At 69.2% G+C, this 12774-nt stretch carries 8 protein-coding genes; 2 read left to right on the top strand and 6 right to left on the bottom strand.

Going from position 1 to position 12774, the window contains the following annotated elements:
• Window positions 1-4: 4 nt before the first annotated feature.
• The 5 genes from ABD808_RS16380 to ABD808_RS16400 form a co-directional block, all read right to left on the bottom strand.
• Complete coding sequence (locus ABD808_RS16380) at window positions 5-3640, bottom strand: type IV secretory system conjugative DNA transfer family protein (RefSeq protein ID WP_344897086.1); 3636 nt, start codon at window positions 3638-3640, stop codon at window positions 5-7.
• 447 nt (window positions 3641-4087) lie between these two features.
• Entirely contained in the window at window positions 4088-4837 is a 750-nt protein-coding gene (locus ABD808_RS16385; protein ID WP_344897089.1) for a hypothetical protein, read from the bottom strand.
• Window positions 4834-7047: a caspase family protein gene (locus tag ABD808_RS16390; protein ID WP_344897093.1), complete on the bottom strand. Its 2214-nt coding sequence runs from the start codon at window positions 7045-7047 to the stop codon at window positions 4834-4836. Before ABD808_RS16390 ends, ABD808_RS16385 begins: the two co-directional genes overlap by 4 nt.
• Window positions 7048-7056: 9 nt before the next feature.
• Window positions 7057-7356, bottom strand: a complete 300-nt coding sequence (locus ABD808_RS16395; protein ID WP_344897096.1) for an effector-associated constant component EACC1 — start codon at window positions 7354-7356, stop codon at window positions 7057-7059.
• An 886-nt stretch (window positions 7357-8242) separates the two neighbouring features.
• The gene (locus ABD808_RS16400) at window positions 8243-8488 is read right to left on the bottom strand and encodes a hypothetical protein (protein ID WP_344897099.1); all 246 of its coding nucleotides are present in this window, start codon (window positions 8486-8488) and stop codon (window positions 8243-8245) included.
• Between the two features lie 30 nt (window positions 8489-8518).
• Here ABD808_RS16400 and ABD808_RS16405 point away from each other — a divergent pair, with 30 nt between their 5' ends.
• Entirely contained in the window at window positions 8519-10150 is a 1632-nt protein-coding gene (locus ABD808_RS16405) for a helix-turn-helix domain-containing protein (protein ID WP_344897102.1), read from the top strand.
• Window positions 10151-10455: 305 nt separating this feature from the next.
• Entirely contained in the window at window positions 10456-11859 is a 1404-nt protein-coding gene (locus ABD808_RS16410) for a DHA2 family efflux MFS transporter permease subunit (RefSeq protein WP_344897105.1), read from the top strand.
• A 112-nt stretch (window positions 11860-11971) separates the two neighbouring features.
• Here ABD808_RS16410 and ABD808_RS16415 read toward each other — a convergent pair whose 3' ends face one another.
• Entirely contained in the window at window positions 11972-12709 is a 738-nt protein-coding gene (locus tag ABD808_RS16415; protein ID WP_344897108.1) for a S1 family peptidase, read from the bottom strand.
• Window positions 12710-12774: the final 65 nt, after the last annotated feature.

The raw sequence follows: 12774 nt of genomic DNA on the forward strand, positions 1-12774 counted from the left end.
TTCGTTACTCCTGATCGTCATCGTCGTCGGACGTGCCGCTGGCGTCGTCGTCCGTTCGTTCCGCCGCGAGCAGTTTGCGCTTCCTCAACCAGTCGTCCAGGAAACTGCTTCCGCTGGATTTGGGGCGTTGGCCGGGGGATAGGTCTCCCTCCTCGTCGTCGGCCTCGCCTTTGTCCTCGTCCGCGGCGGGGACCTCCCGGTTCATCGAGGGAATGGTCACGGACGCCCTGGCCCGCGCCAACGCGTCCCGTGCGAAGGCCGCGGCGACGGTGGCGGCGACGACGCCGGGGCGCTCGTTGGAGTCGTTCAGGTCGACGGTGAACGGTTCGAGCCGTTCACCGTCGACCGTGAGCACCACGGCGGCCTCGTACTTCTTGATCCGGGTGAGGCCCTCCGGGGCGATCCCGACGTCGTCGGCGAGGCGTTCGGCGTCCCGCTTGTTGACGCCTTGGACGATGAGGTTTCCGACGTTGCCGAGCAGGGTGTCGGAGAGGTCGTCGCTTGACCTGCCCTCATGCTGGGAGAAGTTGCGCAACTGGCTGATGGTCTGGTTCGCGACGGTGATGGCGAGGTTGAACTTGCGGGCCTCGGGGATGAGGGTCGCGAACGGCGTGCCGACGAAGTTCTGGAACTCGTCGACGATCAGGCTGGCGGGCGTCTCGCTGGTGAGGAACGCGCCGTCCATCGTGTACTGGAGCACGCGGTCCACGATGAGGGAGCCGATGAAGCGGCTGGGTCCCGTGCCGAGCGTGGTCTGCGGGATCTTGACCAGGATGGCCGCGCCGCGCCGCAACTCCTCCTCCAGGTTCGCGCTCGGCCGCCCGCTGGTCGCCTTGATCAGCGTTTCGGACACGCGGAAGTCGCCGAACTTGGCGATGAACCACTGTTCGACCTCGGCCTGTTCGGTCTCGCTCATCCGTGAGTGCAGGGTCCAGCGGCGCAGGAGGGTGTCGCGTTTCAGTTTCCGCAGTTGCCGCAGCGCCCACGCCCGGTGGTCCTTGTCCTCGATCAGCCGGACGACGTCACCGAGATAGGCCCAGTTCCCCGCCTCCTCGTCGGCGATGGCGACGAGTGTTTGCAGGCAGAGCCGCAACAGGTCGGAGAAGCGCGGCCCGGCCCACTGGAAGTACATGCTGTTGCGGACGAGTTCGATCAGCTTCTCGATGTTGGCGTCGACGGCCTGGTGGTCGGCGGCGTCGAGGTAGAGCGGGTTGAGGCTCGGCACGTCGTCGCCGGAGAAGTCGAGCGCGAGGAACGAGGACCGGGACGTCGCGTGCCGCACCGCGTAGTCGAACAGGTCGCCGTGCGGGTCGATGACGATGGTCGGCCCGGGCCTGCTCAGGTCGTATCTGGCCAGGTTCTTGAGGGTGTTGGTCTTGCCGACGCCGGTGCGGCCGATGATGTAGGTGTGCACCAGCCGGTCGGGGTCGGGGATCCGGATGTCGATCTCTTCGTCGACGTAGGGCCGGGCCGCCTTGGCGGTGCCGATGACGGCGCCCTCCCCGACGACGGAGAACCCGGTGACCGGGATGGACAGCGGTCGCCGGGATCCGAGGCCGCGCCCCCCGATGTGCCCGTGCGGGGGGTGCAGGATGCGATGCGCGACCTCGACGGGGAAGACGGGCGTCGGGAGTTGCTCGGGGCTTTCGGCGCGGTCGATCGTTTCGAACCGTTCGCCGCTGAAAAGGGCGGCGCCGACGAGGTTGGCGAGGGCGTCGTTGGGTTCCGGCGTGGTGAGCCGGACGTGGATGCCGAGGCCGACGGTCGAGGTCGTCTGGGACGCGAACCATTCGGTCGCCTCCGCCTTGTCGTCGGCGTCACCGGACGCGGACGTCGGCCCGGTCGCCTCCGGGGGCAGCGTGTCGACCTCCCCGTCCCGCCGCAGCCCGCTGATCTCCAGGGCGCAGCCGCCGCCGATCGCGCGGAGCACGTCCACGAGGAACCCGAGGTCCTCCCGGACTTTCGGGAACACCCCGTCGCCGGGCACGATGTCGACGGTGTGCCCTTTGACGACGGGATCACGTGAGGTGTAGATCGACCAGCCGCGCAGGAATATCGGACGCGCTATCCGCTCCAGTTTCTTGAAGTATTCGACGCTCTTCTCGTCGGAGGGGCCGCAGTAGTCGATGAAGAAACGGGGGGAGATATTGCCGGTCGCCGGGTCTTGTGACGTTTCCAACCGGTAGGTGACGCGCGAGTCCGGCGGCGCCGATTTGGCGAAGGTGAGGAGCAGGTCCTGCTGGTCGGCGAGCGTCGCCAGCGCGGAGCCGGACTTGAACGTCCCGAGGCCGAGCGAGAAGTGCCGCCGCAGTTCGAGGGCCTGGTCTTCGCTTTCCGGCCGGTCGGATTCGATGGGGTGGTCGGTCCGGGCCGCCTCGTAGGGCCCGGCGGCGGCCAGCAGGAGATTGTTCTTCGCGGGGCTGTGGTCCTTGGCGATCTCGTCCCTGATCCGCCCGGACACGAGTTGGACGGCCTGCTGCCGGTGACCGCGCAGCGAAAGTGTCTGCTGCGAGACGAAATGGGTGGACAACTGCTCGGCGATGTCCGCCGTGACGAGGTCGTCGGTGTCCAGTTCCTGGTAGTACCGCAGGGCGTCGGCGATGAGGGCGAAACGCGGGTCGCTGTCGAGGTGGGTCAGCCAGCCCGGGAATTTGCTGAGCGTGTCCGGGCCGGCGGTCGTGTTCTGCGCGAGGCCCTGGAACTTGCGGACGATCTCGGCCACGGACTGCCCGTCGTCCTGCGAGATGATCGCACTGCGGAGGGTGACGGAGTTCTTCTCCTGCCGCAACCCGGTGGGCTTCTCGGGCGGCCCGTACCATTTGACGCCGATGACGCCCTCGGACTGCGCCGGGACGGGCCGAAGTTTTCTGTCCTCAACGAACCGGTCGCCGTCGAGCCCCGCCGCGAAGATGGTGGAGCCGCCGAACCTCGCGTTGTTGGCGAGGACCCGGGGGAAGTCGCGGGCCTCCTCCGGCTGGAACGCCGCGACGTTGCCACTGAACGCGGGAATCGCCGCGATGTCGGGTGCCGGTTCGATGTCGGCGAGATTGTGACCGGCCCTGAGATAGTCGATGCAGATCGCGACGGCGAGGTTGATCCGCTGACCGCCACAGGTCACGGGAACGCACCGGATCCCGCTTCCGGGGGTGAGGTCCTCGCCGTCGGCCGGGTGTTTCTTCGCGACGATGTAGCGGTCGTCTCCGCTGAACACGATCGCCACGTTGGATTTCGGTGCGATCTTCTCGTCCGTGTATTTCGACAGCAGGTCGAGCTGTTTCCCGCGGATCATCCCCAGCCCGGCGACGATGGTGATCTTCGGGGCGAACCCGGCGAAGATGTCCAGCGTGGCCTCGTTGGCGAGGAAGGCGTACTCGGGAAAGACGCACAGATCAACGGATTTGTCATCGAGGAACGACAGGATCTGTTCCAGCCGCCCCTTCTGGTAGGCCATCAGATCGCCTTCGACCTTCTTGCGAAGGCTCTCGAAGACGGGCATCTCGTTCTTGAGGTAGGAGAGGGTGGCCTCCCGCTTGGGTTTCTCCTCCCCCCAGGCGAGGGGTTCGGCCGGTGCCCACATGCCGAGCCCGCTGATGTTCGCGCCGGGAATGAAGTCGAGCTGAACGGATGCCAGATGAAGCACGGCGCCTTCTCTTCGTCGGTGTGGCGGCGAAACCACCGGTCCCCGAAGCGGCCCCCCTGGCACCGCCTCCCCCACCTCCGATTTTGCCCACAACGACAGGTCGCGCCGCCCGCATGATGCGGTTTGTCCGCTAACGGCCAGTTACCGGTCCGTATTCGGCCGCGCGAACCCGAAACATCATCCGGAGACGACGCTGGAGGTGACCAGGGACAGCCCCGCCGAAACCAGCGCGAGAATGATCCCGGGGATCACGACGTGTTTGTGGCCGTAACGGTCGGCGGCACGTCCGGCGACCGGCAGCGCCGGTACGGCCTCGAACGGCGCAGCCGCCTGCGCGCCGAGGACCTCGACCAGCGCGTCCCGAGCTCCTGAACCTGGTCGCGCGAACCGGCTGATCCACCCGGACCGCTCCCGGCTGGCCGGGCCGTGTGGTGGACGGCGTGGGCGTCAGACCTGGAGCCGCCGGGCGAGTCTCTTGACGGGGCCGATGCCGCCCGCCACGACAAGGACCCCGAGCCCGATTCCGACCCCCACCAGCAGGTCGTTTCCGATGCCCCTCGCCATGAGCGCCAGCACGATGCCCGCGATGATCACCATCAGCATCAGCAGGATCCCGGCGAGCATCGCGAGCGCCTCACCCAGCGGCTTCCCGTCGTAGAACAGCAGGAATCCCACCCAGACGGCGATCGTGACCAGCCCGATCGCGGTGAACCCGATCGTGCCCGCAAGGTCGACGATCTTCTCGTTGTGCTCGCCGTGGCCCGACGCGGACGCCAGTTGGCCGCGGAGGAGACCCCGGTTCTGGAGGGCCATGGCGAAACCGGCCAGGGGCGCCGTGAGTACGTAGAGCGTCCCGCCGAACGCCCGCTCCAACGCCAGGGCCAGGGTCACCCCGCCGAAGTAGGGGACGACGAAGAGAATCGCCACGGGATGAACGGACGCGGAATCGTCCTGCCGCCCGAGGACCACCTGCAACAGGGTGAAGCTCTGGCTGACGAACAGCACCCAGAAGACGAACGCCCACGTCTTGCGCGCGTGAGCGGTCGGCCCCATCTTGCTCAGCAGCCAGTGAACGGCCCAGTGGCCCAGGCATTTCGGATCGCCGTGCTTGCGCCGCGTCGCCGGTCGGCCGCATGGGGACGTGCCCTCCACGTCCGTCGTCCGCGTGTAGGAGCAGGTGAAGGAGAACCGCCTCATCGTGACGCCTCGCCGGGCCTACCGGACGGAAGCTCAGCGTCGCGCGTCGCCATGACCCGTTTGTGCAGCCACTCGATGGCCGCGCGGCGGTTCGGCGCCCAGATCTTCCACCACGGCGCCTCGTTCGATGGCGCGGAGAACCACGCCTTGAGCTCGGTGATGGAGACGCTGTGCTTCACGACGTCCTCGACCACTCTGCGACGCCTGCGAAAGCCCCTGCTCATCAGCAGGTAGGTCACGGTGAGGAGCCCGGCCGCGACCCCGAACGTCATCCAGAGCCAGGACGGCAGCATCCACGGGTCGCCGCCAGTGTCCGGCGGGTTGGCGGGGTGCGCGGCCTCGCCGGGGGTCGGCGCGTGGCCGGTTTCGGGCGCCTTCTCCGAATCGCCGAAGAACATGGGTGCGAGTCCGGCGCAGCAGACCGCCAGCATCGCGGCGAAGAAGCCCGCGGCGAGGCGGGAACGCAGGAGGTTTCGCCGCATCGTCATGAGTTCTGTCGCCGCCCAGCCGGGAGTGTTGACGATCCACAGGGCCCATTTGCTGAACCGGTCCCACTCGCTCGGTAGCAGATCGCGGTGCAGGCCCTCACAGCTCATCCGGTCGGACGCGACGAGGATCTCGTGCCAGGCGTGGGTCAGCTCGTCATAGCCGAGTTCGAAGTTCGGCCGCCCTTCTTCCCAGTCCTGGAAGAGCCTGCGGTCGAACGGCAGCCAGTGGAAGGCCGTCCCCGGGGAACTGAAATCCGGATTCCCCCAATGTTGCACCAGGGCCTCCCTGCTCGGAGCCCGGTTGACGACCGTCTCGACCCGCATCCGGTTGAACTCCGGAACGGTGTGAGTGGAGTTCGTCAGCATCGCCTCGCGCTTCTCCCGCGCACCGGCGCGCGCGGCGGCGACGACGAACGGATGGTGCGCGGCGGCGAAGGCGTTCACCACCAGGGGGTCGAACTGGGCGCCGCAGTCGATGACGATGCAGGTCGCGCCCTGCCGCATCCCCCGTTCGAACGCGGCGTCGAGGACCTGCCGGCAGATGGCGTTCGAGCGGCGGTCCTTGATCTCGGCGACCAGTTCGAAGCTGAACACCTTGTCGCTCGCCCGGGCCGCCGGAAGCAGCAGGATCCGGCCGCATTCGTGGCGTCGCAGGTATTCCGGGGTGACGTCCACCAGGTGGTCGGTGAGATGTCGCGCCGCCACGCGGTTCTTGGCGCGGGACTGCACGGCGACATGGTCGGCGAACGTGCGGGTGTGCCCGATGTCGGTGCCCGCCCGCTGGCACCATTCGCTCGTGCCGCCGTAATGCTCGATGTCGACGTCGAGGTACATGACGGTGTTGCCCGCCTCGGCGAGGAGTTCGGCCGTCATCATGGCGAGCGTGGTCTTTCCCACGCCGCCGGACGTCCCGATGAAAGCCCAACTCGGCACCGGCGGCTGGAACGGGGCCGGGGGCGGCAGCGGAATGGTCCAGTCGGAGCCGACCGCCGACTGGTGCAGGGACGGGGTCTGCCCGTTCCTCGTTATCCGGTGCACCTCGTCGCGAAGGCTGGAGGTCAGGGCGGGCACGCTGGCCGTCCGCACGCCGTCCGCGGCGCCCCGGTCGAGGACGGACAGCAGCGCCCTGGTGAAGTGCCCGTGCCCCTGTTTCGGGTCTTCGCGGGCGACCTGGTTCGGGCCGCAGGCCGTCACCACGATCCGGCCGTGGCCCTCCATCTTGAGGAAGTCGTCGGTGAGCGCGGGCGCCCCGCGCGTGTCGCCGAGGGCGAAGCCGCGGCCGAAGCCGTCCCCCGCGAAGGCGCCGCTGAAGCAGGTGTCGAGCAGGACCAGGAGCCTGCGGGTCCTGAGCCTGTTCAGCAGTGCCCACACGTGCTGCACGGCGAGCGCCGTGCTCATCGGCCGCTCGACGTCCGCGTCGAAGGGCAGCAGGAAGGTGGACCACTCGCGTTCGGCGTCGCGCAGGTCGGTCAGTCCGTGGCCCGCCCAGTAGACGAGGACGGGATCGTCCTCGTCGGCGGTGCGGTCGTCCAGGCCGCCGTCGAGTTCCCCTTCGATGGCCTTCTGGGTCGCGTTCTCATTGGTCAGCGTCACGACCTCGAAGCCCGCCGATTCCAGCCGCTTGGATATCTCGAGCGCGTCGTTGACCGCGCATGTCAGCGGACGTATCCGTGGAGCGGAGTACCGGTCGATTCCGATCACCAGGGCTTGTGGCATCTTCATGTCCCTCCCTTAACGGACGTCGTCGGGCTCTTCGTGCGCCCGGATCAGTTCGGTCAGCTCCGCCGCGAGCCGCTCTGCCTCGCGGGCGGAGTAGCCGTGGATGGAGAACGAGCTGTCGTCGACCCTGATACGGGCCGCCTTTCCGCGGTCCCGTCGCAGGTAGGCGACGATGGTGGCGCCCAGCGCCGTCCAGGCGCCCGGGTTGGACGCCGTCGCGATGATGGTTTCCGTCAGGACGGAGCGCGCGTTCTCCGCCTGGTCGTCGACGACGAAGCCGTGCGCGCTCAGGTGCCGACAGAGATCGGCCATGTCGGTGACGGAAAAGTGAACAATGATCTTATTGGCGTGGTCGGGAGACGTCAGGGTGAGCTGACTCGTCTCGTCGTCACTCGCGCGGCCGGGAGCTGTCATCGATATTTCCTCTTGAGGGAAACCGGGGCCTTGGAGACCCGAGGCTATCCGCCGAAGAATCGACGCATGGCGTCATTTCTGAATGTCTGACTCGCGGCAATTGACCGCTTTACTCGGATTCCTGGCGGTGCGGCGTGAGCGCGGAAGCGGGGCGCGATCTCTGCCGGGTCCGGGGCCGGCTCGGCTGGACGCGCCCGTGGCGCGCAGTGAAGAGGGGCCTCCCGCGGCAACGGAAGGCCCCTCGTGCCAATCGGTTCCGCCCGAGCCATCAGACGGATGCGTCGATCGGGTCGTCCGGTCGAGAAGACGGCGGTTACGGCGCTTCGGACGACCTCTCTAGGTAAGCCCGCGAAGGCGTTGTCCGGCAACCCTCCTGTCGAGCAGGCTTGACAGGTTGGGCGCGGGATCGAGAGTTGCGCGGCTGACCTGCGGAAACGCGCGACGTCTGACCGTTTTCGTTGTTCCGATTTCTCGCTGGCCCGGCGTTGTTCATGCTCTGCATGAACGTCTGCTTGTTCATCCGGACGAACTTCCGAACAACCAAGCCTTGACGGGGCCAGGTTTTCGCGGCTATAGGCCCCTGCCTGGTGAGACTCCGAACAACACGTGGCGCCGAACGCCTCCCGATTCCATCCGCCGTCCGCCACGATGATGCATAAGGCGGGAATAGGACGATCCCCTCGGCGGCAACCGGGTGGGTCGTAGCGACCCTGTTCCTCGCCACACCACCGCCCGAGCCATCGAACGAACCAGTCCCGAGAAGAGAGATGCGTCGATGTATTCGTCAGTCCCCCGCCGCCCCGGTCAGGCGTGGCTCCGATCCCGGCCGCTGATCATCGTGCTCCTGATCGTGGCCGCGGAGATCGTCGCGCTGGGCGGGATCGTCCTTCACCAGAACCGCCCGCGTCGCGGCGCGCACCGCGTCGGTCGCGGCGGCCGGGCCCGCCGTCCTGTTCGGGGGTGTCCGCGACGGGACCCGCGTTCGGCGTCCGCTCCCTCCACCGGCTATCTCGTAAGTCCCGAGGGCCATCGGCGGAGACTCTTGTGACGGGGCGGGCCGATGCCACGACCAGAGAATCCTCTGGACCCCACGGCGGGGCCCGTCGCCGCGTTCGCGGTGGCGTTGCGCCGGCTTCGCGCCGACGCGGGCGGCATCAGCTACCGCGCGATGGCCACCCGCTCGTTCTACGGCTACACGACCTTGGCCGAGGCCGCCTCGGGGCAGCGCTTCCCCAGCTGGGAGGTGACCCGTGCGTACGTCCTCGCCTGCGGCGGCGACCTGCGGGAATGGGAGCGGCGGTGGCGCGAGGCGGCGGACGTCCTCAGACGGGGGGGCGGTGACAAGAACGGGGAGCGGTCACCGCCGCGCCGGACGCCCTACGCCTCGCCGCGTACGCCCGCCGTCAGGGCAGCCCAGGTCGACCCCACGCGCGCCAGAACGTCGCACGAGCTGGTGGAGATGCTCGACGAGCTGCGTTCCCGGGCCGGGCTCAGCCTGAGACAGCTCGTCGAGCGTTCCCGAAGCGAGACGAGCACGGGGCCGGTCGCGGAGCTGGCGCGTACGACCGTTTCCGAGATCCTGCGTGGCGAACGTCCGCCCCGCGTCCAGGTGGTGCTGCGGATCGTGGAGCTGTGCGGGGGCACGTCGTCCGATCTGCGGAACTGGGCCGCCGCCTGCCACCGGCTGGCGCGCCCCCCCGAGGACGGCGTCTCGATGCTCTCGGCGCCGCCCGCGGTGGGGGAGACGGCGGCGGCGACCTGGGGGACCGTCCGGTTCGCGCCCGCCGGGTACGAGGTGAGCGCGGACGGGCCCTCGTCCGTCCGGGCGTTGGAGCACGGTCGGCGCGCCGGGCCGACCGTCCTGCGGATCCTGCTCGGCGCGCGGCTGCGCCGGTTGCGCGAGGACTGCGGGATCTCCGTCGAGGACGCGGGTTATGTGATCCGCTCCTCCGCCTCGAAGGTCAGCAGGATGGAGCTGGGACGGGTCGGTTTCAAGGAGCGGGACGTCGATGACCTGCTCACGCTCTATCGTGTGGCCGATTTCGACGAGCGGGTGTCGTTGCTGCGCCTCGCCAGGGAGACCAACGGCCCCGGTTGGTGGCATCGGTACGGCGACCTCGTGCCGAGCTGGTTCGAGACGTACCTGGGGCTGGAGGAGGCCGCCTCGGTGGTGCGTTCCTTCGAGCTGCGGCTCGTCCCCGAGTTGCTGCAAACCGAGGGCTACGCCCGCGCGGTCGTCCGGCGCAGCCGCCTCTCGGCCTCGGAGGGGGAGGTCGAGCGGCTGGACGAGATCCGTGCCAAGCGGTGGGAGCGGTTCACCTCTCCCGGGGCGCCGGAGCTGTGGGCCGTCCTGGACGAGGCGGTCGTGTACCGTCCGGTCGGCAATCGCGAAGTGATGCGGGCTCAGATCAGGCACCTCATCGAAATGTCGGAGCTGCCGCACGTGACATTGCAGATCATGCCGTTCGGGGCGGGCAGGCACGCGGCGGAGGGCGGCCCGTTCACGATTCTGCGTTTCGCCGACCCCGGCCTGTCCGACGTCGTCTACCTGGAGCAGCTCACCAGCGCCCTCTACCTCGACAAACCGGCGGAGGTCGAGATCTATGGTCGGGCCATGACCGCGCTGACCGCGGCCGCCGCGGAACCCGAGCTGACCGTGGGGTACCTCACGCGTTTCCTGAAGGAGCTGTGACCGGGCCCTGTGAAGCGGCCCGGTACAGGGGTAAGGGCGCCGGTATGCGTACTTTCATCAATGGGTTGATCGCGGGGGCGGCGGGGACGAGCGCGCTCAACGCGACCACGTATCGATCCGTGGGAGTGGTCGGCGTCGAGTTGGGTGTCGGACGTGGTGCCGCACCTGGTGTACGGGGCCGCGACCTACGCCGCGTTCGAGCGGATGCGCTGAGAGCCCGCCACGAGTCCTAAGCCGATGGGACCTTACGGTCTGGGTCCCGTGGCCGACGCGGCGGGACGGGCGGGGCGGGCAGCCTGGGGGGCATGACCACGATCCAAGGCTCCGATGTCGCCGGGAAGGCGGTGGACCGCCCGTCGACGCCAGGCTGGGCGGCGCTGCTGGCAGCGTCGATCGGGCAGTTTCTCGTTGTTCTGGACATCTCCGTCGTCAACGTCGCCCTTCCCGAGATGCGGACCGGGCTGGGGCTTGGCGCGACCGGGTTGCAGTGGGTCGTGAACGCCTACTCGGTGTCGTTCGCCGGGTTCCTGCTGCTCGGCGGGCGGGCCGCCGACCTGTTCGGACGCAAGCGCGTCTTCCTCGGCGGGCTCGGACTGTTCACCGTGGCGAGCCTCGCGGGCGGGTTCGCGCAGGACGGCGGCATGCTGATCGCCGCCCGCGCCGTGCAGGGGCTCGGCGCCGCGATCCTGGCGCCCGTCACGTTGTCGCTGGTGACCGCCACGTTCCCGGACGGGCCCGCGCGCACGAGGGCGATCGCCATGTGGACGGCCGTCGGCACCGCGGGCGGCGCGACGGGCGGCCTGGTCGGCGGGCTGCTCACCGACTATCTGAGCTGGCGCTGGGTGTTCCTTATCAACGTGCCCGTCGGTGCGGTCGTGGCGTTCATCGCGTTCACGTGGCTGCATAACGAGCGGGGCGCCACCGGGCGGCAGCGGCTGGACCTGCCGGGGGCGGTGCTCGTCACGGCCGGGGTGGGGCTGCTCGCGTTCGGCATCGGACGGATCGAGGAGCACGGCTGGTCGGCGCTCGGCCCGATCGCGGCGGGGCTTGTGCTGCTGGCCGCGTTCGTCGCGGTGGAGGCGCGGACCGCGCAGCCGCTCGTCCGGCTGGGGCTGTTCCGGCTGCGCAGCGTCGCGATCGGGAACCTCACCACCGTCGTGACCATGATGGCGGGGTTCGCGCTCTGGTACTTCCTGTCGCTCTACATGCAGAACGTCCTGCATTACAGCGCCGTCCGCACCGGCTTGTCGTTCCTGCCGCACACGGCCGGGATCATCATCGGATCCCGGCTGGCGCCCACGCTGATGGCGCGCGTGGACGCGCGGCTGCTCGCCGGTGCGGGCGGGCTGCTCGCCGCCGCCGGGTTCGCCTGGCAGAGCGTCGTGCTGGACCCGGACGGGACGTTCCTCGGCTCCGTTCTCGGCCCCGGCGCGACCATGGCGCTCGGCTTCGGGCTGCTGATGACACCGCTGGTGGAGGCGTCGACGGCGGGCGCGCCCGCGTCGGAGGCGGGTGCCGTGGCGGGGGTCGTGAACACGTCCCGCACCATCGGCGGGGCCATCGGCCTCACCGTTCTCGGCACGGCCGCGGCCCGTTCCGGCACCGACCTCGTGGACGGCTACTCGACCGCCTTCGTCGTCGCCTCAGTCATCACCACCGCCGGGACGGCGCTCGTCCCGTTCCTGCCGAGGCCGGGTAAGCGAACCTGAGGGCGCCTGCCGGAAGGAACGGACGCCCCCAGGTCGCGTCTTGGGTGGGACAGGGCCTGGGGCGCCCCCCGCCGGGCACCGCGCTCCGGCGGAGGGCACGCTCATCGGACGGTCAGCGCGTCGCGGCGCCGCCGATGATCTGGGTGATCTTGTCGCGGTAGGCCGAGGTGTCGCTGTAGATGGCGGGTCCCGCCGCGCAGTTCTGACCGCCGCGGCTGGTCGCGCCGACCAGTTCCCAGGAGCCGGGTCCGCCGATCACTGCCGGGCCGCCGGAGTCGCCGTAGCAGGCGCCCTTGCCCTGTTCGCCGCCGGTGCAGATCTCGGTCGACGCGGTGATCCCGTCGCACTTGGCGTCCGCGATGATGCTCGTGTCGAGCTGCTGGAGCTGGTCGGCCAGGCCACCGCAGCCGGGCGTCGGGCAGGTTTGGCCCCAGCCGAGCAGCCGGATGGCCGACCCGACGGGCGCGGACTTGGCGACGGCGATGGGCTTGCTCTTCGACGCGCTGGACAGGTGCAGGATGGACAGGTCGCCGCCCACCACCTGGGCGCTGTCCACCTTGATGACCTCACCACCCGACTTGTGCGTCTTCGTTCCGATCCTGACCTGTTCGGGCTGGCCGCAGTGCGTCGCGGTGATGACCCATTGGGGCGCCACGAGGGAGCCGCCGCACGTGTGCGAGCCCCCCTCCTGGAGCGACGCCATGAACGAGTAGGCCTCCGTCGCGTTCACGCCACCGACGATGGTGGTCCTGGGCGGTGGTGCCGGTTCGGTCGCCGCCGCCGCGACCGACGTGCCGGACAGTGTCAGCACGGCGAGCGGCATCGCTGCCCACAGTGTGCGCTTCCTCATGAGCGGGGGGTCCTTTCACGGGGTGGGAGAAGAAACGGGGTGACCGCCTGGCCCTGCCGGTCCCC

The organism is Actinomadura meridiana, assembly GCF_039537545.1.
GTDB classification, from domain to species: domain Bacteria; phylum Actinomycetota; class Actinomycetes; order Streptosporangiales; family Streptosporangiaceae; genus Spirillospora; species Spirillospora meridiana.

Coding starts and splice junctions, on each gene's coding strand:
- ABD808_RS16385 (WP_344897089.1), bottom strand. CDS start 4,837: ATGAGGCGGTTCTCCTTCACCTGCTCCTACACGCGGACGACGGACGTG.
- ABD808_RS16390 (WP_344897093.1), bottom strand. CDS start 7,047: ATGAAGATGCCACAAGCCCTGGTGATCGGAATCGACCGGTACTCCGCT.
- ABD808_RS16395 (WP_344897096.1), bottom strand. CDS start 7,356: ATGGCCGATCTCTGTCGGCACCTGAGCGCGCACGGCTTCGTCGTCGAC.
- ABD808_RS16400 (WP_344897099.1), bottom strand. CDS start 8,488: ATGGCCCTCGGGACTTACGAGATAGCCGGTGGAGGGAGCGGACGCCGA.
- ABD808_RS16405 (WP_344897102.1), top strand. CDS start 8,519: ATGCCACGACCAGAGAATCCTCTGGACCCCACGGCGGGGCCCGTCGCC.
- ABD808_RS16410 (WP_344897105.1), top strand. CDS start 10,456: ATGACCACGATCCAAGGCTCCGATGTCGCCGGGAAGGCGGTGGACCGC.
- ABD808_RS16415 (WP_344897108.1), bottom strand. CDS start 12,709: ATGAGGAAGCGCACACTGTGGGCAGCGATGCCGCTCGCCGTGCTGACA.